This window comes from Pseudomonas sp. SA233 (assembly GCF_054792385.1).
The window spans coordinates 255,790-278,845 of sequence record NZ_CP096450.1; the positions used below are offsets into that span (position 1 = coordinate 255,790).

Consider the following 23,056-nt stretch of genomic DNA (forward strand, 5'->3'; position numbering starts at 1 on the left):
TTAGCATGGTTTCAATACCAGCGTCAGCAGGGCTGGCTGACGCATTAGACGGTATGTTCATGTCGAACAGCACCAGCGCTGGGGCTTTCTCCAGCCAGAGCCGGGGGGGTATGGTCGGCGGTGGCGCAGCCCTCCGAAGTCCAGTTCGAAACATTAACCTAGTCGCGTTCGATCCACCCCGATTCTCCGCCGGCTGTGGCGGGATTGATATGTTTGCGGGGTCATTTTCGTTCATTAACGCCGACGCCCTGGTTGCACTTTTCCGTCAGATTGCCGCTAACGCTGTTGGCGTGGCGTTCAAAGCTGCCATCGACGCGATCAACCCGGCGCTAGGCAAGCTAATGCAGGATTTCCAGAATAAACTGCAAGCCCTGAACCAGATGATGAAGAACACCTGCGCAGTCGCTAACTCGATTGTTAAGTCGTTCACAGATCCGTCAGCTCGAAAAGAGATGGTGGATCAAGCATCGACGGCAGCATCTGCTGCAACCGGTTCTTTCTCTGATCTGTTTGCTGGATTGTCGGATCTATTCAGCTCTCCGAACAGCAGTTCTGACAAAGGTACGAATAACGGAAGTTGCGAAGAGTGCGGCAATCCTGTTTGGAAGGCACTTACAGACACCTCTTCCGGCCAATACCTAGGTAATCCTGATAGTGGAGAGGCCGATAGCAACCTCGCTAACGAAGTTGTGATGAGTATGATTGGCGCAGTTGTAATGACTGCCCCAGACAGCTCCTCGAAAAACTCTGATGGTTCTGAGAAGCCTAAAGTTGGACAGATCTATAGCCCCACTTTGACGTTGATGAACTTCAAAAATGGCTCAAGCACCAACAGCACCCCGCTCAAAATACTGCACTGCAACAACGGGTACGAGCGCACCAAGTGCACGAGCATTAACCCCAACAAAACTCTGAGCTTTGATGGCACCTTGGGCTACACCAACAAAATGCTCTTCGGTTACGCACAAGGCGCAACTAGTGGCACGGCTAGCACGTCGATCGTAGGAAAGCTTACGAGCTGCACGGGCAGTTCCTGTGGCTTCACCGCAGCTCAGAAGCAGTTCATCGAATCTATCAATACGCCAGCTCTGGCATTGATCAGAAAAGTTCAACAATTCCCGGGGGCTATTCAGGGTGTTGCTGAGCAAATGGCTCCAATTATCGCCAATGAGTTAGCGGTTAAATATGGTGAGGCTGCTTTGTACGCCGCCAATCAGACATTCAACGGAGTCAAGGGCATAAAGCCAGACTTTGTAGATCAAAACATTAACAAACTAACTCAAGAACTGGCAGCAATCAGGTCTGAACATGCGAACTTCCAACCTAAAATTGTTGCCACTGAGCAATATATCAACATGATCCTTACCAGCAACCCAGCCATCTTCGTCAAGCCGGGCCTCTAGGAAATATTATGGACTTCACTGTATATGTACTGGGTGATGTTTCTACCTTTTATAACACGCTCAACAGCGTAGCAATGGTATTCAACGCCAAAGGCTTCATGACTGGCGTATACTTGGTAGGAGGCTTCATTGCATTGATCTCTGGGATTATGTTCGTAATCCAGAAGGGTGCCTCGGAACAGTTCATTCCGGCAAACGGTCCTGTTGGGGGGCTCTTTGGTTTTGCCATGATGGTTGCTTGCTGCACCATCACAGCCGATGTGAAAATTGAAGACATTTACACTGGGACGGTTAACAAAGTTGACAACGTTCCGCTAGTCATAGCGGCACCAGCCAGCCTATTCACAACAACCATGTATGGCCTATTTGAGAAGATCAACACGGCTTATCAAAGTACTTCTGGAAGTTATATGGCTGTTACTCAAAATGGCTTTGTGACCCCATTGAAATTACTGCTCACTCTGCGTAAAGGCGTGGAGAATGTTGATCCGTATCTTGTGGCTAGCCTGAAACAATATGTGATTGACTGCGTTCCTGGATCGACGACTTTCAGCATAGAGGACTTCCAGCAGTCCACGAATATTGTCTCTTACGTGCTAGGCCATTCCCGTGGCTCGGGCCTAACCACCTACTGGGACAATGTGAATATTGGTGGCAAAGCGCTTTCTTGCCCGGAAGCGCAGACAACGCTATCAGCCAAGGTTGACGCGTTCCCATCTTCGGCAAATGCGAAGAAGATGATCAATGCAGGCATGAAGGATAAAAGCCCGTCGGGCAGTGCCTACACACCTGACGATGTAATGGCTGCGATTACCAACCTGGTACCTTCGCTCTGGTCGTCAGCCCAAAGCGCTGACGACTTCATGGTAAACGCACTGTTCTTTAATTCTATCGTGGGAACATATAACTGCCTGGACAGCATTTCCGATCAAAACAGTTTCAACCTTTGCATGACTTCCTTGACTCAGCAAGACGAGCAGTTCCGCTCCGATGCTGCGGCATCTGGTAGTTTCTTTGCCAAAATGATGATGCCGACAATGGTCTTCCTTCAAATCCTTTTCTTCGGATTCGCCCCTATCGTCATCATTTACAGCCTTTTCAAAGGGGCTGGATCTCTGATGATGTATGTAAAATTCTTAGGTTTCGGAATTTGGACAACATCTTGGTTGCCATTTTCCGCAGTCATTCAGATGTACATTCAAAACGATGTCGCTGAAAAGATGGCTGAATTCACCGAGAAAGGCCTCGTTCCAAGCAACCTGAAGGCCGTCTACTACGACGTCCTGGCGACACGACTCGGTACTGCCTCGGACATGCTGGCGGCAACACCGCTAATTTCTGCAGCAATGCTCGGGCTGACAGCCTACGGCATGGTGAGCCTCGCCAGCCGCTGGTCCGGCCGAGACCACAATGACGAGAAATTGCAATCTCCGGATATTCTGAAGAACGGCCCCCACGTCGATGTTGCAAGCCGTAACCAATACCAGTCGGAGCATTCCGGTAGCGTCAAAAACGGGCTATCGCTGAATGGCGCCACCTGGAGCAAAGCAGATCTGAAAAATACGCTCAGTACCTCCACCCAAAGTGCATTCGGCTCCGATCATTCGAAGCGGAGCGAAAGCTCTTCTGCAGTCGAAGCGGCTCTACGGCAAATGTATTCGCATAAATCTGGTGATAGTTGGACGGATCAGCGTATGCAATCGCTTGATCGACAGCACACCAACATCTCCCAACAGGCAATGAAGCTTGGAGATAGCATTGGTCAATCCTTGGGCTTCTCTGGTAAGGAGCTGAGTCAGTTCAGGGAGGCATTCGATGCCAAGGTCGGAATCAGCGGCATTTTCGGAGGTGTTTCTGCCGGTATTCAGAACGCAACTGCTAAGGAAATGACCAAAGCCCAGGCGTCTACGATCGCATCCCAATTTGGTGCGGAGATCTCTAAGAACGAGAGCGACATGTCTGGTTGGAAGGCTGCGGTTGCTAGTACATTCTCTCACAGCACTGGAAGAGAAGCCGCTACGGAAAACGCGCTGGGTCGCCGCCTCAGTGCAACCACCGCCGATACCCAGTCGTCTTTCAATCGCTTCCAACAAGCTACCTCGGCGGAAGCTGGCGTTTCTGCAAATGTGCAGATCAGTGAGGAGACCACAGGCGGGAATCTCACGCGGTCCCCGCAGGGCATGCAGGCCCTCAACCAGGCTATCGCCGGGCTTAGTGATTCGCAGCGCAGTGCGTTCAACCAGAAATTCCCCGAGCTGGAAACACGCTATGCCCAAAATTCCACGGGAATGGTAGGTGCACGTGAGTCCGCTCAACTGTGGGCTCTCAAGTCGATCGGCGCTGAAACTGAATTCGCGAATGTCATTTCGGCTATGACGGGCAACGTTGTGGGTGGTCCAACCGAAGGAGATGCTGGAAAATTCAAAGGCGTAGGTGGAAAAGCAGCCCAGGTCAGTGACAACCCAGCCGGTCCGGTCTCTCGTGCGAACATCGGCAACCCGTCGATGAATGTTCCTGGAGTCAATCCAGATCAGATCGGACCTACAGGCGCTCCGCAGCAAAGCGAACTCAGAGAGGTATCGTCGGGAATGGATCCATACCGCTCTTACGAAGACCGCGAGACATATGTTTCGTCCCAACTGCCGAGTAGCCATGCCAAATCGCAGGAGCAGATGCGGGCAGGTAAAACGGCAATTGAAAATTCTGACCCTACGATTAGCCCGGAACAGATTCGCGACACAATGTCGACGAAACCTATCACTAACACAATGGTGGGCGTTGGCCAGGCAGAGCAACAATGGGAACAAGAGAACCCTAAAACTGCGATGGCCGTGACGGCTGCTACGATGCTTGTCCCCGGCGCAGGGTGGGGAGGCGCAGCCCTCAAAGGTGTGCAAGCTGGAAGGGCCGCTATGGCTGCGCGAGGGGCGGCAACTGCTCTCAAGACCGCAGAGGCTGGTACTGAGGTTGCGCAGGCAGCACGCGTTGTCAACGCCGCCGGCCACGAAGTACCAGCTTTGCTCCGTGGCCAAGGTCAAGCTTCGCGTGTTGTGAACGCCGAGCATGTGGCAGAGGCGGCAAAAACCGCAAAAGACGCCACGACGGCCGCGCGCACAGCGGGTCGTGAATTTACCGGCGCTACTAAGCTTGCTGGGAACGTATCAGTGGTTCCGGGCATGATGATCGCTTCCGACCAGATGGCAGATAGCTACAACGCTGATGTGGCCGCCAACGGCAAGCCCGAGCGTTATGAGCCTGGTTCGAGCGTGCGCTCAGTGCTTCAAAGCGAAGCTGCTCCGGCACAGAGTGGTCAGCCTCTTGTAGCTCCAATGCCGGCGCCAGCTGATGCTCTCGCTCCTTTAGGTGGTCATGCAGGCAACTTGATGGCTGCTCCCGGCGAAAATGGGCAATCCCCAGCGCTAGGTCAGCCCCTTGTCACACCGATGAACACGAACGCTGAAGCTGGTGACCTGATGACAGGGTCTGGAGGGGGTTTAATGACCGCCGGGCCTCAATCGCCGGCTAGCGCCGGTCTTTCAGCAGGAGAACCTCAACAAGCAGCCTCAGAAAGTGGTCAAGGTAGCCCATATGGCGAGGGCATGATGGGGGCAGCGGATGCGTACCAGTCCCCGTTCTCCGGCGGAGAGAAGCCAGCGCCAGCTACACGAGTAATGACGTTGCAGAACACTGTTGTGGGCCCGGAGGACAAGGGTGACGGGGACGCCAAGCCGCCAACGACAAGAGGAGGCAGTCACTAACCATAGGTACTGAATAAAGCCCGACATAGTCGGGCTTTTTCGTACCATGCCGGTGTGCAACCTTCACCTCTGCCATCTCCTACAACGCTAACCAGGCATTCCGCTGAATCTTTGACGAGTGCCGCGGGGGCCTGGAGCAATAGCATGGCGGTCTAACCAGGTCGCAGCTTGCTCTACAAATGCAAAACCCCCGTCAGTACGGGGGTTAGGCGTATTCACAAGCTTTAACGGACAAACCAGACACCCGGTATTAACGCTCTTGCATCACCTTAGAAATCATACCGTTGGCCAGGTTCATATAGAGTGCACTATCGCCTGAGACGTCGTCAGGCGTGATCACATACTTACCGCTGATCACCATGGACGGTGTGGCGTCGACGCCATATGTGAGGAGCTTGGCAAATGCTCTCTCCAGTCTTTGTTGCGTGACGTTATGCCAGGCCTCATTGAAACCCTGGACGTCTGCCATCGCTACCGCTCTCGACCACGTGCCAGGGTCCTCCATTGTCATGCCGTTTTGCTGGATCAGCGTATAGGCCGCTGACATGAATGCAGCAAGTCGGCTCGGATCTGCATCCTGGACAGCGAAGAATGCACGAGCTGCGATGTAGTTCCCTTTGTCGGGAACCGCTACAGGAAGGAACTCAGCTGACCAGCCGGGCGGCAACGTTTTCGCCCAGCGTGAGAAGGTCTGGTCGTATGAAGCGCAGACAGGGCATGCGAACGAGAAGAACACCACTACCTTGTGACTGTCTTCTGCCTGAGCCGAAACCTCCCTATACGGCAGTGATGGCTGCGACTCCTGCGCTATCGAGAGGACTGGAGTGGCCAGTAGGGCTGCCATAGCCATCTGCGCTATAAACTTCTTCATATAACCGTTCCTTGCTGATCAGGTTCTGCTCGATGAGCATGTCGAAAATCGATTCTTGATTACGCTCGGCACGCCACAACTCAACAGTTTCCTTCAGTGCTTTGAAGTTAATTTCTCGGGCGGCGGCTAGGTCGTTCAAAAACTCGACAGCACCCTCGGTGAAGCCAAGCGCATTTACTACGTCATCTTGTGAGGCAAACTTCAGATCGATGAGGGCTTGCCCGAACTTTTTCACCTTTCCTTCAATAGTGCAGCGGAGTTGCAGCTCCGCTGCCTGATTCGCTTGAGTAAAGGTGATTATGCCTTGCGCAATCAGAACATCGCCGATGCGTCTGACTGTCGGTTTGACTGAGTCGTCTTTAATCAGGGTCCGCACCCGTGACATAGTGGTCACGCCATCAGTCACCATCCGCACGGCGGATTGGCCTAACGTGTCGAATTGGTTTTGTCGCGCAGCAGCGTTAAGGACTGTCATCTCGCTACCGCCACTGACTATGGCTGAGCGAACTTGCTTGTCCGATCTGATAAGTTCAATAATTGGGCATTTACCGGAGAATGCTTCTTTCGATGCCGCTATTGGTACGTATCCAGTCACTGCTGGTAGCCCATTTTTCTTCAGCCACATACGCTCAACATCATTTATGGGCGCCCACTCATGTTCTACATCCGCCCGCAAAGTTGGGACCAGCCTTTGCGCAATCACGCCAATTAGAACGGAAGCTAGCGTCTGGGCGTCGACACCCAGATCAATGATCCGCGGGACAGCTTGAGCGGCGCTGTTGGAGTGCAAGGTAGCGAATACCAGGTGACCAGTGTTCGCAGCCTGAATGGCAATCTGTGCGGTTTCCTGGTCACGGATCTCACCAATCAGAATGACGTCTGGATCCTGACGCAATAGAGCCCGAAGCCCCAAGGCGAAACTGAGCTGGGGTGTAACGTTGATTTGGACAAAGCCCTTGACCACATACTCGACAGGATGCTCGATCGTACAGATGTTAAGCGTTCCATCGTTGATTGCGTTGAGCGCAGCGTAGAGGGTGGTGGTTTTCCCTGAGCCGGTTGGACCGGTGACGAGGATCAACCCTTGAGGTTCGTTGATCATCTCGCGGAAAGCATGCTCAACCAGCATTGGCATCCTGATGCGTTCGAGGTCCATCGACGCGTTTTCTTGATCGAGCAACCGGCATACGATTTTTTGCCCGTTGTGGCTTGGAACCAAGCTCACTCGAACTTCTAGCTCAATACCCGGATATCTCAACCCGATGCGCCCGTCGATGGGAATCTGATGCTGAGAGAGGTCCATGGTGGCTCGCGATCGAATTTTCGTATCGATCATTTTGCCCATCGCCGGCTCTACGGTATCAAAGTGTCTGAGCTTGCCGTCTTCACGCAATTGAATATACACATGCCCTTGAACCCACTGAAAATGAATATCCGGGATTCTTTTCTGAGCAGCCATCAGGAACAAATCGTTCAAGTACGTGGCCGCAGGCTTATCCGATGGCGAGTTGAAAATAAAAAGATCTGGCTCTTTTGCCACAGTCAGCTCCTATTTAGCCTGGCCGCTAGTGCAAGTGAGTTCTGGGCCATAGAACAAACGCGAGATGAAATTTTGCACGGCTTTATCGGCTGCAATGCTCCAGAGCAGCAAATCAATCCGTGAGTCAGTACTGAGATAGTTCGTGCCAGCCCAACGAACCGCATCAAAAACCACTCGTATCGGTAAAGCCCCACGGTCTACTCGCTCACAGGGCTCTTCAGGCGATACTGTGTACAGTATCCACCCGAATAACAAGACAGCAAAACCACTGCTGAATAGCTGTTTCATTTATAGACCACCATAGTTACTCATAACTTTCTGAATATATATCCGCTGATTTTTCTCGTTGGGACTGTTGTATGCGCCAACAGCTTTCCAGACGTGGCCGTGAGAGGCGATGTTGCTTGCTAGGATCCACGCCCCAACATTTGCACTGACACAGCGATCTAAAAGCTCTTTCTCACCGATGCCGTATTTCGACAGCGCAGGGAGCCAAGATGAGTTGATCTGCATCAGCCCAATGTCCCAGCTGCCGTCGCTGTTCTTAGGGCTCACTGCGTCAGCTTTACCCGGGCGATTTTCGGTGATCTGGATGGCGCGGAGCAGCTTCTCGCTGACCCTATAGCGGGCAGCGGCGTCGGCGAAGCAGTCCGCGTGAGCAGCCGAGGACATCTCGGTCAGCACACCTGCCAGAAGAAAAAGGAGGGATAGTTTTTTCATGCGCTTAAGAATACATTACGCGTATCAATAAACAAGGCGTATCAGACCATGGCTTTATCGAATCGACTGCCGGCCTTGTTGGCGCTGCCCCTAGCGCTCGCCAGCGTCACCTGTGCAGCTAACAGCTCCGCAGACACTTCCGCCGCTGCATACTTCAGTAGCGAAGCCGCTGGGGACTCCGGCCTTCCAGATATCTCCTCTGCCATGAAGGGACTACTCTCTACCGCCCGTGAGGGAGGCGACGTGCTTCGGACGTGGGCAGCCTACAAGGCCGGAGATAAGGCCGCACTGCCGAAGCTTTTTGAACTCGCCCAGGGCGGGAATAGCCGAGCACAGAACGTGGTGGGCTATCTGCTGGACCACGGCGAAGGCGTCAAGAAGGACAGCGCTGCCGCTGCCGCATATTTCTCAGCCGCCAGCACTGACTACCCCCTTGCTAGGTACAATCTGGCCGTCCTTACCTTACTTGGCCGTGGTGTTGCGAAGGATGAGGCCAAGGCGATGGAGATGTTCGAGTCTTCTGTGAAGGACGCATCCGTCGACCTCGCCGCTGTACGCCTGTCACTCTACTACCTCAACAAAGGCGACCGTGACAGGGCCTGGACATGGGCAAACGAAGGCGCCAATCGCGGTAACGTGACTGCCTACTACCTCCTTGGGCGCATGCTCTACGAGCGGGGAGAGTATCAGGAAGCGTACAACTGGCTGACGAAGGCGGCGCAAGCCAGCGAGCCCAACGCGCCGGCTATCCTCTCGGCCATGTACAAAAATGGCCATGGCATGAATGAGAACAAGAAGATGGCTGCTTCCTGGTGGATGATCTACGTCGGCCTTAACAAGGGAAAACCGGGGATGAATTCGGGTGGCATATCGTCCTTCGGGCTCAGCTCAAAAGAGCAGAACGACGCGACCAGCTTCGCAACCAACTGGCTTGCGACACATAAGCACATGAAGCGCCCTGACTACGACGCCACACTGCTCCAGGCCAACAGGAACGACAAATCTTGACTCCAGGCGTACAGCGCCGCGGCTAGCAAAGCCAAGCCAAGAATGGGCCACGAGATGAGGGCCAATCGCCAGTCTGTCCTCGATGGCCAGCAGTGCAGGATTATCGGCCCTGCCAGAATCCAACAGCTCAGATCCACCAAAGTCAGTCCCCCCGAATGATTCGAGGTTCGCCAAAAGGCGAGCGCATAAAGGCCTGGCAAGGCAAATAGGGGCGCAAGAGCAGTTATCCAGGCATTCGCCCAGGTCAGGCGCTCGAACTCTACTGACCCTAGGATAATTTGATTCCCTTCGCGGCGGGGTATGAGCGACATTCCGACTGGCTTCGCCTTCGTGAAATACCCCACCAGGAGGTGGGCTATTTCATGGGACAGAACCCCAGCGCTCCTAAGTAGAGACGTTGCTAGCCACCGGGGTGGCAACGCTCTGACGACAACTGCCATTGCGAGCATCGGCACCACGTAACCACGAGGGCTTGCGAACGCAAACTCCATCGTGGCGCGATAGAACTCATCCACCGTGTCGACCTCGCACAATTGTCCTTCAGCATTGGTGACCGGGCGGCGATCGGCACGGCCTCATACAAATCTATCAGATTGCTTTCGATGCCTGAACTGACTTACAGTTACGTGTAAAATACTGTCAGTATCTGGAAAGCAAAAATGCGATTCAAGACCAACCTTTTGCCCCTGTGCACCTCCCTCATCGTCCTTGGCGCAGCATCCTTCACAGCGCACGCCGACACCTCGAAAGAAATTCTGATCGAAGCCGTGAAAACCGGCCACGCATCCGCCGAATTAACCGGGGACCAAGCTGACGTCTGGAAAGCCAAAACCCACTCACGCGAACCAGTCATGGTGGAGGCCAAGGTCGTTGAGCAACTCCAGCAGCCCGGCTGCGCCCGCGTAGCAATCCAGTTCACGCAGCAAGAGGTTCCCAAGGTCAACGGCGGCTCCGGCCCACTCGAAGTTGGCTGGGGGATGAACGTCTGTGAAGACGGCTCCCCGCCGGCAGACCCAAGCCTGTTCACTCAAGACCCGCACTCGCCAACCAAGGTTAACAAGGTTCAATCCCAATGAAATTCAGAACGCATAGCTTACTGACCTTGGCCGCGGCTCTGGTGCTATCTAGCACTGCTGGGGCTGACCCACACTCTGAGGGAACGGAGCTCGGCAAGTCTAACCTCAGTAAACTGTCCTCCAATGTGACTTCTTCCAATGCCAAGGCGATGCCGTTCTATACGGCCACTCCGTCGCAATCATCACAGTTTGGCAGCACCTCTCTCTTCAACGTCGGAACTGCACGGATCAATAGTTGCAAAACGGAACCCGATGGCACCGACCAGATAGCGAACCAAGAATGTGACGCTGTCAACTTCCTGGCCAAGAATCCATATGAGCGTGTCAAAGTCAATGTGGATGAGAACGACCCGATTATCAGTGGCATCGGCGAGATCATCAATAACGCCAAACCGGGGGATATAACCGAGAACTGTGGAACCAAAACCACAACCACGCCAGACATCTACTCCACTGAAGTCTGTAACATATATAACTTAAGTGAAGAGAAGGCCTGCTCGATGGGGCAGATCGTAGATGTTGATGCCAAGGCAAACTTCCAGTGCAATGTGACACACAATGCGATTCAGACCGTCCAGTGTGATCGTTACCTAACATTGGCATGCCAGCCACCTATTGTAGGATGCGACAACGGAGGTATTGTGCCAGGGACAACACAATCTGACATGTATACATCGTGGTCGCTGGCAAACTCTAACGGCACCTATGCACTTCAGTTCGGCTCCATCGGTGACAACTACTGGAGCGATGGTATTTATTCGCGTTCGCTTGAGTTCCAAGTTAAAGACCCGACGATGCTCACCCAGTTTACGCTAGCATCCGTGTATTACGACGATTACATCCTAATTAAGATAAATGGAACTTACTTGTTCAGTGGCCCCTATGGCGGAACTCAGCTGTCCCTGTTCAGTAATGGTAAAGTTAACATCGGCGATGGAGTTCAGCGCAACCGGGAACTTGGTAACAGCTGGGGGGCGACACCAAACATTAATCTTATTCCGTACTTGGTTGCGGGTGTCAACAAGCTTGAGACGATCACTGCTGTTGGCGGCGGGGGCGAAACCTACATCACAATGTACGCTCGGATGCTGTGCAATGGCCCCTGCACCGAAACATGGACTGATCAATGTAGTGCGCTGAATGCTCGCACTAAGTAGGGGGTTATAACAGATGAGTATTCAGAAAACATTGATGAAACTGATACCGCTAGTATTAGTTTTTTTTGCAACAATCTCCCATGCCGCGGATTGCCGCAAAACAGGGGAAACATGCGTAGAGGGTGCCGAAACAAGAAACATCGCGGGCAACCTTATTTATAAGGCTTGCTGGCGTTATAGATCGACATACCAGTGCGTTGAACCTAATTCGATTGACTATTGTGCGGCTATTTCAAAGGTTGCCGGGTGCTATCAGACCTCTACGTCCTGTATATCTACAGCCTGGAACGGCACCTGCTTAGTGGAGCAGAGAACCTACAGATGTGACAACCCAGCAACAGCAAAGCCTTCAAACACTATCCAGCTTGATAATACTTACACCATCACTCGCGATGAGTTAGATACCACGCAGTGCGATCCACTGGCTGATAATCCACTCTGTTATCTCGCTTCTCACACATGCGTCGAAGGCCCAGAAACGCGTGTCATAAACGGCTTGCCAGTCTACAAAGCATGCTGGAAGTACGATGATGACTACTCATGCATCAATCCAAACAAGGAAAATGATTGTCAGCAATACGAGGATAAAGGCTGTACAAAGATCGACGAAACATGTATCGAGAGCACTGACCCGATTGGCTGCGTCATGGCCCAGGTCACATATAGCTGCATTACCAAAAAAGGTGAGACTACTACAACCGAGGACTGCAGCACTAAAGTTTCCTGCTATCAGGGTGTCTGCTGGGATACAAGTTACCCATCGGATACTGATTTCGCCAAAGCTGTTGCAGCCAAAGAGGCCGCACGTGAAGCCGGCGTATATGGCTCGGACGGTGAGCTGTTTGGTGGGGAAGATGAATCATGCCGTAAGGGGTATGGCGGCATCAAAAACTGCTGTGGTAAAAGTGGTGGAGCTGAAACCAATTTTTCCATTATGGGCCAGGTAGCCACCTCAGTAGGTGGAGGCTTAGCGAGCTATGGCTCGAAGTACATGTATGACTTTGCATACAATAACGCCGAGTGGGTGAAGCAAGGTGCCTCTGCGCTGGGGGCCTCAGCTCCCTCCGCTCCAACCCTTAGCTTCGGTGTCTACGGGCTGAGCTATGCAGTGGGTGGAGCAGCAGCCGTTCCCGCAACGGGAATGTTAGGCGGGCCTGTTTATGCTCTGGGAAATGGTTTTTACTTCGACCCATACAGTTTTGCGATTGCGGTTGCAATTCAAGTGGTGATGGAGCTCAAGTCGTGCGAACCGGAAGAGCAGCAACTGGGGATGCACCGCGGTGCAAATCTCTGCCACTTCGTCGGCAGCTACTGCTCCAAGAAAGTGTTTGGTGCCTGCCTGGAGACAACTGAAGCCTACTGCTGCTACAACTCGATCCTGGCGAAGATCATCAACGAGCAGGGCAAGCCGCAGATCGGGAAGGGCTGGGGAACGCCCGAGAGTCCTAGTTGTGGAGGATTTACGGTTGAAGAGTTCCAGCAAATCGACTTCTCAGCGCTCGACCTGTCTGAGTTTGTAGATGACATCATGAATGCGACCGTTCTTCCAGAGGTAGAAGACATTCAGAGTGACATCTCGCAGAAAGCCAGCGAAAACACATACAACTAAATCAAACCTACTGTACGGCCCCGCGGATAAGCGGGGCTTTTTTTTGCGGATTTTCTAGCCCGCCCCCGGCAAATATGCGCCAGACCATGGGCTGATTAATGTGAGGCTTAAGAGATGAGTTACACGAGCACATAACGGCTCCTGATTATTTTTGCTGCGTTTTACAAGCGCGTGTTGCACATACCGTCAATGTGAAGCTAACCAAAGATCCTCAAATCCGCGCTCTCAAAGCAAACCTCTTATTCAAGGATGCATATTATGAAAAAGCTCATCGCTACTCTGCTGATCATCACCACGGCTACTGTCATGTCTGGCTGCGCTTCGAATATGACCAGCCGGGACTACTCCCAGGCAACTGCTATGCAGAAAATGAAGGTTGAGCTCGGTGTTGTCGACTCAGTCCGTGACGTGAAAATCAACGGGAAGCCTTCACCGATCGGCGGTATGGCTGGTGGTGCCCTCGGAGCGATCGCCGGCAGCAATGGCGGTGGTGGTTTGGGACAACTGGCCGTAATGGTTGTCGCTGGCGCGGTCGGCGCAGCGATTGGTGCAGCAGTCGACAAGAAAGCCCATGATGCTGACGGGATCGAAATCACTGTGAAAATGAGCAGCGACGGCAGCTTGCAGGCCGTCACCCAGGCCAAAGATCCAGCAGAGACCTTTACCCCTGGTGATTCGGTTCGTTTGATCACAGGCCAAACTGGCAACTCTCGGGTCAGCCACTAAAAAGTTTCACCCCAAAGCCCTAGACGACATACATCGTCTAGGGCTTTTTTGCGTCAAGCACTTTTGATTCTCATGGGTTATAGTTACGCGTGACTATCCATCCTCGATCACCAGCCACGAAATCTGATTATGCATGACATAGGGCGACTTACTCGCTTGGGGTTCACAACGCTGCCCGAGTGCCTTTTGACGGTACCAAAGGAATACAGGGACTTTCACGAGCCCATTGAGGTGCTTCCCTTGCCAGATATCGGGCAGGCCTCATACATGGCTCTGACCTTGATTGAGCGAGCGATCTTTGATCGTAGCGGCGTTGCACTGCAAGAAGTCAAAGGAGCGTTCCGCGGATACGTCAAGGTGGTTGACGGGCGAGGGCAGCGCTTGCACATCAACTTGATAGGTAAGCCTTCGATCGAACCGTGGATGGGGTACGACTTTGGCGCAACTGTGCACACTTACGGAGAGGTGGTCACCTTCGAAGGGCGGCCAACCATGTCGAATCCGATGGTCATACCTCCGGCGATGATTGGACGTGTGATGCCTGTCTACCAGGGCAAGCAGAATCAGGTGAGCGCCGAAGTTCTTGGCGAAGCCGTCACCGCGGCTATGGCGCACATCAATGAGGCCGCCTGCCTGTTGCTGGAACAGGCCCTGATGCACGAGGATGACTTTCGAAAGCTCACAGGCCTCAACGACCCTGCTGACTTGCTACGCAACCTGCATTCACCCCTTTCAGTCCGGGAAGGAGAGGAGGCGGTGAGAATTGCCAAGGCCGTCTGCATACAGGCGTTGGTTAATCGCGTCGAAGCGCATCGGAACCGCCCGGCAGTGAAGGGGGCTCTCCTGCGAATCGACCGGGACCAGGTGGCTGACCTGATCAAGCGAGCACCTTTCAAGCCTTCTGCTGACCAGCTCCAAGCAATCGATGAGATCGTGTCAGACCTAAGGTCACCCTATCCAATGCAGCGCATATTGTCGGGCGATGTCAGTACCGGCAAGTCATTCACGTTCATGATTCCAGCCGCCGCGAGCTATCTCGCTGGGGCCAGGGTCGCCATTATCGCGCCTGGCCAGATCCTCGCCCAGCAACTGGCGGCTGAGCTGAGCAGCCTCTTTTACGAGATTCCCGTTGTCACCGTTGTAGGCCCTGTTGGGAAAGCCAAGATCGACCTGTCATCTGGAATCGTGGTGGGCACCACAGCAGTTATTTCTGCAGCAAGCAAAGAAGGGATCGTCTTTGACCTGGTCATCGCTGACGAGCAGCAACGATTCTCTGTAGCTCAGCGAAAGAAGCTCATCGCGCCTCATACCAACTTCCTTGAATCAACAGCAACCGCGATCCCGCGAACAGTGGCGCTGGTCCAACTGGGCGGGCTACCGATCTCAATCCTGAGGTCCACCCCGGTACCGCGGGACATCGTCACAAGGATCATCACCCACAACGCCAGGCAGAAACTGCATGATCTGGTTATGCAGGTCATCAAGCAGGGCGGACAGGCTGCGTTCGTCTATCCCGTGGTGAATGGTGAGGCAGACACTCGGAATGCTGTGGAGGCAGCCTACGAACGTTTCCGGAAGCTTCTGGGAGACGATGTAGGTTACATTCACGGCAGCCTTCCCGAGTCGGCCAAAACTGAAACCATAGAGAAGATGAAATCTGGCCAAATCAAGCTGTTAGTCGCCTCAACTGTGATCGAGGTTGGGGTAACCTTCCCGGGTTTGACACTGATGGTTGCAGTGAGTCCAGAACACTTCGGCGTAGCTCAGTTGCACCAGCTCCGTGGCCGAGTAGCTCGGAAAGGAGGCCGCGGATTCTTCATCATGTATCTTCCCAGTCCAATCAAACAGTCAGCGTCCTCACGCTTGAGGCTGCTGACCGCTTGCAATGACGGGTTTGTACTGGCCGAAAAGGATGCGGAGAGTCGTGGCTATGGCGATCTGAGCCTAGACGGAGAGAGACAATCTGGTGCCACGCGACCTCTATTTTTTGGCCTGAGCCTCACTCGTGGTGAAATAGAGGCCGGGGCTGTACAAGCGGGCCTCATTCCGGCTCAGCAATAGATAGGGAGGTCAAATTGGCCGCAAAATCAACACCGCTCGCAGTCAAGGTAGCGATTTACCAGCGGCTACTCGCAGGGGACATAGCCCGGGATGTAGGCCGCATGTATGTCATCAGCCTGCCTACCATCTGGAAGTATGCGAATGACGCCGTCGCTGAGCTGCGCCTGCTTGAGGCAGTTGAGAGTTCGCCAATACTCATAGGCTTCTTGAGTCGAACCGTCAAAATCCAATGCTTCCAGTATGTGGACGACGAGGTCGTGCGTGATCTGATGGCACCGATCTTGGAGCCATACCTTAGCCAGGCAGAGAAAATAAACTTCGCTGGTCGCGAGAGCGCTGATCAACCGCTGTCGACCAGGGTAAGTCGGACAACCGAAGAGGACTTTCAAGCGATCGTCGCAGAGATGTCGCAGTCATCCCATCCAGGCCTCACACCCTCTGCACTCCTGCGCGACATTGTCGAGGACTATATCGCCCGTTACAAAGCCAACGGGCGGGCGCTACTGCCACCCCTAGACCATCAATCACTGTCGCCGGCCCCAGTACAGCCTCCAGCGCCTTCACTTGACGGCGCAGCACTGATGAAGGACCTCCATGGCGCTCTTCGCGACCAGTTGATGAAGCATGGCATCGAGCTGCCATTGACTGACCAGTGATCTTCTAATCACGTGTCAAGCATCCCCCTTTGTAAGGCGTAGGCATAGCCGATGCCGTCATTCAACAACAGGGGATATCCATGAGTCTCGCTCAAGCGCAGCTTCCTGCAAAGTCCAACGTCTCGATGCGTCACATTTACCTTTACACCCATCTGCTGATCGCGGAAGCGAACAAGGCGGGTCGACGGGTGCGCATCATCTGGGGGAATATCAAAACGGCTTCGATTGGCCCTGATCACCAGGAGTCCGGCGGGTTGCTACTGACCTTGCCACAGACTGCTGCTATGGGTACTGATGAAGATCTCGAACTGATTAATGGTCTACTCGACCATGAAATCCTCTGCCATGGCCTTCACACGGATTTCTCCGTCGTGATGAAACCAGATATCTCCGGAACATTGCTGAACGTTCTTGAGGATCCACGTGGTGAGCTTTTGGCAAAGCCACGCTTTCGTGGAGCCAACACCAATATCCACAACGCCCTAAAGATCCTGAAGAAAAGAGGGATTTTTCACGGGCCTGTCGCTGGCCAAGAAACCCCTCAGTCAATCTTGGTCGCCTGGCTGGTCACTGAGCTTCGTAGCGAGCTCCTTGAACAAACCTGCCTGCAGGAGTTCTCTCTCGCTTACCGTGCTCTTGCTGTCGCAACATTTGGAGCGGCGCTAGTTGATCAAGTCAAGGCAATTGCAGTGAAAGGCTGCAATGCACCGGATACTCAGGGGGCAAACAAAGCTGCCAATGAAATTGTCGATCTGCTGAAACTTACCAAGGACCAACAAACGGCTGCGCCCAAGCAAGGCCCTGGTAGCCCGTCCGACACGCAAGGCGAGCCCGGTTCTCCGGGTCAGACTGAAGGGAAAGGTCAACCAGGAGATATCTCAGACGCTCTCAACCAAGTCCTTAGCGCAAGCCAGAGTGACTGCGGAAGTTATGCAAAAGGTTTGGAAGATATAATTTGCTCTAGCCTGCCTGGGGTCAATCAGAATCGGGCTGGCGGATATCAACCAGACTTATCCAACGAGATGCAGGAAATGAGTCTGTCGAAGTCTGGCGGATCATTTGAAAATCGACGCCTTCTTCGGGCTGGCGCTCAGAAAACGGCAGCAATGCTATCTGCAACCTTCGAACAGTTTATTGAAGCTATTACCCAAAATGAGGTTTTGACAACAAACGAGGGAAGACTTAACACCCGAAAACTTTGGCGGTACGCAGTAGGCGACGATCAGATCTTCACCAAAAGAAAGCAAGCGGAGGAAATCGACACCTGCTTTTATTTGTTGGGTGATGAAAGTTCGTCCATGAGAAGTCGACTTGGACCCGAACCTGAAAAAGGTAAGGACGACAACAGGATCACAGCGCAAGAAGCTTGTAACCGTGTTTCGGTCGCAGTGGGTGAGGTGTTGAATAATACGTCCATACCTGTCGGAATTGCCACTTACAACACGGTGATTCGGGAATGGCACGCATTTGAAGATAGCTGGGCTAGCACGCTGCAACGGTATATGCCTACTCCCAAGGGACAAACGAAAACTCACCTTGCTGTGGTATGGGCGCTGAAGAAACTCATTGACCGGCCGGAGGCGCGCAGGATCCTGATTGTCATCACCGATGGCGACCCAGGTAACAGCGACATGCTGAGGTCGGCCGTTGACGAGGCAGCGCTCATGGGAATCGAAGTACGCTTCGTCCTGATCGGTGATGAACACTACAACCTATTCCAGGATGCTGGGATGGCCTGTGGTGTAGCTAAGACTGACAACGACCTGGCTACAGCCGTATTTGCGGCGCTTAAGCAGGGTTTCGTATAGACCACAACGTAAGACCAGCCGGACTCCTTGGGGTCCGGTTTTTTTATTCTTCTACACGCGTGTTAGGCATCCCCTTGTACCAGGCCTTCGCAAGAGGCCATCCATTGTCTACAGGGAATCGATCATGACCGCTTTTCAGTCCATCAATGAGCCACAACTCGACGCCGTAATCGACACACTCAACCCAATCGCTGTTCGTCTTGCACCAGAAGTTTTTGGTACCGACGCGCCATTTTTTGTTGGCTTGCAGACCAAAATCTTCAAAGAAACCCGGTTCACCCCAAAAATTGTTCCATACAGTTTTGATCCGGATTTACTAACTCGCTTAATCGTTTGGGCAGCCTCAGCTGGACTTGCACAGGACTTTTTCAAGGCCTCCATCAAGAAAGCGACCTACATTTACGGCCCCTCTGGCGCTGGTAAAACAACCTTGGTAGAAGCCTTCGCGTCACGGACGGGCAGATCGGTGTTTACAGTCCAGTGCTCTGAAGAATCTACGCTTTCCGACCTGTTCGGTAGCTGGAAACTCTGCGGCCCTGACGGGATGCAGTGGATCAACGGGAAGGTGTGTCAGTGGGCTAAAACCCCTAACTCCATTCTTCTCCTGGACGAGTTCGATCAGTTGCCACCTCAGATCCAAATGGGCCTCAATGGAATCCTCGATGGTAAGCCAATCTTCCTTGATCAGACTGGCGAGTTGATTCACATCGCGCCAGGTTGTTTGATCGCAGCTACCGGCAACACGAATGGTAGCGGTTCCGCTGGCGGTAAAGGAGGTAGTGCTGCGGGTTACAGGGGCACGAAGAAAATGAACATCGCCACGATTGACCGTTTCAACGTCATGTACTGCAACTACATGGAGGAAGGCCGGGAGGCCAACCTCATTGTTGAGCAGACCGGCACCCCCGTGGTCATCGCGCAAGCGATGGCAACCCTGGCTGCCAAGATCAGAGCCAATTTCATTGCTCTGACTGAGGACGCTGGGGCTGGTGGCATGGCCCTTAACTTCACAATCACCACCCGGAACGTGCTGAACTGGGCGATGAACTACAGGCTGCTCATGCAGATGGGGAAAACGACCGAGGAAAGCCAGAAACTGGCTCTCCAAATGACGGTTCTGGATTTTGCTCAACACCATGAAGCCGCGTCGATCTTGAAGATCTGGTCGACCATCGTCGGTACCGTCTAACGCTTCACCATACCCCGGTTCGCCGGGGTTTTTTCGTTTATGGGCGCCTGTGAGACATCTCCTGACACTGGGTCTTTCGCAAGAGATCCGTTCTTTCAATTTCAGGAGAGTGAATCGCCCCTGGTTTCCTAGACACTCTCCAAGCTCAGGAAATAGCGTTTCTCATACTCTATTGGAGACAGCTGCATAGCACTGCTGTGTCGGCGTTTAGGGTTATAGAACATTTCGATGTAATCGAAAATATCACTTCGGGCTTCTTCACGGGTTGTGTAGATCTTTCTTCGGATCCGCTCCCGCTTCAAAAGCTGGAAAAAGCTCTCGGCTACGGCATTGTCGTGGCAGTTTCCCCGCCGACTCATGCTGCTGATTACATTGTTAGCCTTCAAGAAGCTTTGCCAATCTGAGCTACTGAACTGACTACCTTGATCTGAGTGAATCATCACTTGCTGCTGTGGCTTGCGTCGCCACACAGCCATCAACATTGCGTCGATAGCCAGATCGCTGCACATCCTTGGCTTCATTGACCAACCAATTACTTGGCGTGAAAACAGATCCAGCACTACCGCCAGGTAGAGCCATCCTTCATAGGTGCGGATGTAAGTGATATCTGTCACCCAGACCTTGTTCGGCTCACTAACCTTGAACTGCCGCGCGAGGTGGTTGGGCGAGGCCACTGTTGGTTTTCCACCGTAAAACCCTGGACGCCGCCGATAGCCCGTTTGCGAACGCAGCCCCTCCGCCTGCATCAAGCGCCCGACTCGATTTCGTCCGCATTCCTCTCCTAGCTCACGTAGGTCATCGTGAATTTTGCGGTAGCCGTATACACCTCCGCTTTCTAGCCAGGCGTGTTTGATCAAGCCAAGCAGACGTTGATCTTCTTTTGCTCGGGCAGATTGAGGCTCGGCCAGCCAGGCGTAGTAGCCGCTGGGGTGCACCTTGAGGGTTTGGCAAAGGCGCCGCACCGGGTAATCAGTCGAGTGCTTCTTGATGAAGGCGTACTTCAGCCGCACTCCTTGGCAAAGTACGCGGCGGCCTTTTTTAAGATGTCTCGCTCTTCCGTCACGCGCTTGAGTTCAGCGCGCAGCTTGCGCAGTTCGGCCTGCTGATCCTCGTCTTGCTGACGCTGCTCTTGGGGCTTGCTGTAGACCTTGATCCAGGCGTAAAGGCTGTGCACAGACATGCCCAGGCGCTGGGCGACATCGGCGACGGGTTTGCCTTTCTCGGTCACTTGCTTGACCGCTTCGATCTTGAATTCTTCGGGGTAACGCTGACGACTCATGGCACCTCCTATTTGGGCCTCATTATGAGGCTTGGAGGTGTCTACGAAACCAGGGGCGATTCAGAGCCATCATGAGCACAACCAATCAAACCGATGACCTGGGTATCAGCATCCTTCAGGATGTTGTGCTTTTTGACTACATCATTGGTGGCAGCACCGGTGAGAAGACAGTTGATGGCGACGACTTCATCCGTGAGGTTGGCCGCATGCTGCCTTCAGGCTCGTTTGCCTGGGTCAACAAGTCCCGGTCGGAAGCAAAGCGAGAGATTCTCAAGGTAGGGGTATCTCGCAAGGTGAACAATCGTATCCGAGGGTACTTCGTTCCTACTCAGCACGCCAAAAAGCTTGCAAAAGTACTTAATGCGATTAAAGAGAAGTACCTAGAGGAGAAAGCTAAATTCCTCAGCGGTCTTCCAAAAATGGTAGAGGACTGGGCTAGTTCGGCTACTAACGCAGGTGTAACACAGGGTGGTAAGTCTCGTGCAGACTTGATCCGCCAGCATGCTCCTCAGGTTTCAGTACTTGAAAGGATGCTGACATTCGACACTTCGGCGATTCGTATCAACGACACCAGCTACTTTGGTGAAGATGATGCGCTTCAAAAGGAGGTCAAAGGCTTAGTCGGGCAAGCTGCATTAGAGATTGCGGAGGACGTTAATCGCTCCTGGACTCGCAAAGGCAACGGGAAAACCACATCAAGGATCTTGGGCTTGATTCGTCGCGTTCAGGACAAAGCTGAAGCGATGAGCGTTCTCTCAAGCAAGTTCTCTAACCTGGAGCAGATGTGTGCTTCGGTATTAGCGGCTGTCCCTAGCGGACCGAGCATTGAAGGACTTGCTTACATTCAGGTATCTAGCTTGCTGTCATTCTGCATGGATCCTGAAAAGATTCTTGGAGAACATGCGACTGAGTTTGATCCGTTGAGTGTTGAAGCGTCAGATCCGGCCTCAGTAGTGGATCAAGACAGCGTTTTCTTCAGTAATTCGGCGCCTTCCTCTGTTCAGCCACAAGTCGAACACGATGAGGTGACTATTGTCCCTGAAGTCTCGGTGATCCCACCACTTCCAACTAGTCATAAGTCAGAAGATAATGTCTTCTTTGGAACAGCACCTGATCAACCCCTAATCGAGCCTGAGAAGGCGGTAGCATCGGATACGAACTCGCAGGCTTTAACAACTGCGTTCATTTTCTAACCCACAAAAAACCCCGGTCAATGACCGGGGTTTCTTTTTTTCTCTATGGATGTGGGTTAAGCAGTCGGCGAGCCTTTCAGATGAGGCAGCTCGATTTCCGCCTTAGCCAACAGCTGGCGCCCGGAGAGCTGCTCATACAGCAACACCATGGTCATGCGAACGGCGAGAGGGGTTTGATCCCATTCTTCCTGTTTCGGGATATAGCCAACCCAGGTGGGATCGCTGCCCATCTTCTCAATCGACAGCCAGAGTTGCTCATCAAGATCTTTTTTGTAGACAAAATCTTCTGGCGTGAAGAAATCAGCCAGGTTGTAAACTTGGATGAGCGGAAGACCAAGGAAGTCGGCCACCAACGACAGCTTTTCTTTGCCAAGCGACCGAATCTGGCGATTCCCGTTAGCCAGGGAGTTCCAGTAGATGACTGTGATACCCATGACATCGGCAATTGCACGGTCGGGCAGCCCTCGATCGACGATCACCTTCTTAATCAGCTTGACGAGGCGGGAGCCTGGCATGGTGTTTCGAGTGCTTTTTGCTGCAGGTGAATTTTCTTTTGGCGCTGCTTTGGCCTTGGCTGAAGCACGAGGTCTCTTAGGCGTGGCGGCAGCCTGAGGAGCCTGTGCCTCGGCCTCAGCAACACGTTTTCGAGCTACTGGCTTCGCAGCAGCTTTTGCAGGTGCTTTGGCAGGCGCTTGAGACTGCCGTCCTGTCGATTCACTTGCGGTCTTGTCGCTAGCTTTGGGCATTGTGCGGCTCCGGTTTGGTCGCGGCGTCTAACATGATTCGGGACGCTCTCTAGACAAATAAAGCAGAGAAATCCAGTATTAAATGGAAAAGATTCTACACAGTTAACAACAAGATTCAAATCTCTTGTTCCGGTGGAAAAAGAGACTTCTTTGACCTGGTGTGTCCCTGTGGCGGTAGCTCTGCGGGCGCTTCACGCGAGACAAGACGATTTTGATTCATCTTGTATTATTGGTACGTGTTGCGTATTCTTTGGAA

The 23,056-nt window shown here is 53.1% G+C and carries 17 protein-coding genes; 12 read left to right on the forward strand and 5 right to left on the reverse strand.

The genetic code is table 11. From position 1 onward, the window contains the following. Nucleotides 1-5 precede the first annotated feature (5 nt). Nucleotides 6-1,403, forward strand: coding sequence for a conjugal transfer protein TraH (locus tag M1D87_RS27825; protein ID WP_223817439.1), 1,398 nt, complete (start codon nucleotides 6-8; stop codon nucleotides 1,401-1,403). An 8-nt stretch (nucleotides 1,404-1,411) separates the two neighbouring features. Beyond that, nucleotides 1,412-5,161 (forward strand): conjugal transfer protein TraG N-terminal domain-containing protein, encoded by a 3,750-nt coding sequence (locus M1D87_RS27830; protein ID WP_023662237.1) that lies wholly within the window; start codon nucleotides 1,412-1,414, stop codon nucleotides 5,159-5,161. Nucleotides 5,162-5,411: 250 nt separating this feature from the next. Here M1D87_RS27830 and M1D87_RS27835 read toward each other — a convergent pair whose 3' ends face one another. The 3 genes from M1D87_RS27835 to M1D87_RS27845 form a co-directional block, all read right to left on the reverse strand. Beyond that, nucleotides 5,412-6,032, reverse strand: coding sequence for a thiol:disulfide interchange protein DsbA/DsbL (locus tag M1D87_RS27835; protein ID WP_223817437.1), 621 nt, complete (start codon nucleotides 6,030-6,032; stop codon nucleotides 5,412-5,414). After that, nucleotides 5,938-7,572, reverse strand: coding sequence for a GspE/PulE family protein (locus M1D87_RS27840; RefSeq protein ID WP_023662235.1), 1,635 nt, complete (start codon nucleotides 7,570-7,572; stop codon nucleotides 5,938-5,940). The genes M1D87_RS27835 and M1D87_RS27840 overlap by 95 nt, the downstream gene beginning before the upstream one ends. 288 nt (nucleotides 7,573-7,860) lie before the next feature. Then, on the reverse strand, nucleotides 7,861-8,292 hold the full coding sequence (locus M1D87_RS27845; protein WP_039614013.1) for a lytic transglycosylase domain-containing protein: 432 nt from the start codon (nucleotides 8,290-8,292) through the stop codon (nucleotides 7,861-7,863). Nucleotides 8,293-8,340: 48 nt separating this feature from the next. Here M1D87_RS27845 and M1D87_RS27850 point away from each other — a divergent pair, with 48 nt between their 5' ends. The 9 genes from M1D87_RS27850 to M1D87_RS27890 all read left to right on the forward strand — a co-directional run bounded on the left by M1D87_RS27850 (nucleotide 8,341) and on the right by M1D87_RS27890 (nucleotide 19,582). Next, nucleotides 8,341-9,300 carry a tetratricopeptide repeat protein gene (locus M1D87_RS27850; RefSeq protein WP_039614014.1) on the forward strand — a complete coding sequence of 320 codons (960 nt, stop codon included), beginning with the start codon at nucleotides 8,341-8,343 and terminating at the stop codon, nucleotides 9,298-9,300. A gap of 659 nt (nucleotides 9,301-9,959) precedes the next feature. Then, on the forward strand, nucleotides 9,960-10,376 hold the full coding sequence (locus tag M1D87_RS27855) for a hypothetical protein (RefSeq protein WP_039614015.1): 417 nt from the start codon (nucleotides 9,960-9,962) through the stop codon (nucleotides 10,374-10,376). Beyond that, entirely contained in the window at nucleotides 10,373-11,533 is a 1,161-nt protein-coding gene (locus M1D87_RS27860) for a hypothetical protein (protein ID WP_039614016.1), read from the forward strand. The genes M1D87_RS27855 and M1D87_RS27860 overlap by 4 nt, the downstream gene beginning before the upstream one ends. A gap of 13 nt (nucleotides 11,534-11,546) precedes the next feature. Next, a complete protein-coding gene (locus tag M1D87_RS27865) occupies nucleotides 11,547-13,142 on the forward strand; it encodes a conjugal transfer protein TraN (protein WP_177337045.1) in 1,596 nt (531 codons plus the stop codon). Nucleotides 13,143-13,400: 258 nt separating this feature from the next. After that, nucleotides 13,401-13,868 carry a membrane protein gene (locus M1D87_RS27870; protein ID WP_039614017.1) on the forward strand — a complete coding sequence of 156 codons (468 nt, stop codon included), beginning with the start codon at nucleotides 13,401-13,403 and terminating at the stop codon, nucleotides 13,866-13,868. Between the two features lie 267 nt (nucleotides 13,869-14,135). After that, nucleotides 14,136-15,929: a helicase-related protein gene (locus tag M1D87_RS27875; protein WP_232859932.1), complete on the forward strand. Its 1,794-nt coding sequence runs from the start codon at nucleotides 14,136-14,138 to the stop codon at nucleotides 15,927-15,929. 101 nt (nucleotides 15,930-16,030) lie between these two features. After that, a complete protein-coding gene (locus tag M1D87_RS27880) occupies nucleotides 16,031-16,585 on the forward strand; it encodes a hypothetical protein (protein ID WP_177328662.1) in 555 nt (184 codons plus the stop codon). Between the two features lie 80 nt (nucleotides 16,586-16,665). Then, on the forward strand, nucleotides 16,666-18,393 hold the full coding sequence (locus tag M1D87_RS27885; RefSeq protein ID WP_039614020.1) for a VWA domain-containing protein: 1,728 nt from the start codon (nucleotides 16,666-16,668) through the stop codon (nucleotides 18,391-18,393). Between the two features lie 124 nt (nucleotides 18,394-18,517). Further along, on the forward strand, nucleotides 18,518-19,582 hold the full coding sequence (locus M1D87_RS27890; protein WP_023662227.1) for an AAA family ATPase: 1,065 nt from the start codon (nucleotides 18,518-18,520) through the stop codon (nucleotides 19,580-19,582). A gap of 128 nt (nucleotides 19,583-19,710) precedes the next feature. On the opposite strand, the gene M1D87_RS27895 is transcribed toward M1D87_RS27890, so the two are convergent. Next, a protein-coding gene (locus M1D87_RS27895) for an IS3 family transposase (protein WP_421091906.1) occupies nucleotides 19,711-20,861 on the reverse strand; the annotation gives its coding sequence in 2 pieces (ribosomal slippage) (nucleotides 19,711-20,627 and nucleotides 20,627-20,861; 1,152 coding nt in all). A gap of 71 nt (nucleotides 20,862-20,932) precedes the next feature. Between M1D87_RS27895 and M1D87_RS27900 the strand changes: the two genes are divergently transcribed. Beyond that, nucleotides 20,933-22,054, forward strand: coding sequence for a DUF3150 domain-containing protein (locus M1D87_RS27900; RefSeq protein WP_421091856.1), 1,122 nt, complete (start codon nucleotides 20,933-20,935; stop codon nucleotides 22,052-22,054). A gap of 56 nt (nucleotides 22,055-22,110) precedes the next feature. Here M1D87_RS27900 and M1D87_RS27905 read toward each other — a convergent pair whose 3' ends face one another. Then, nucleotides 22,111-22,800 carry an XRE family transcriptional regulator gene (locus tag M1D87_RS27905; RefSeq protein WP_223817440.1) on the reverse strand — a complete coding sequence of 230 codons (690 nt, stop codon included), beginning with the start codon at nucleotides 22,798-22,800 and terminating at the stop codon, nucleotides 22,111-22,113. Between the last annotated feature and the right edge of the window lie 256 nt (nucleotides 22,801-23,056).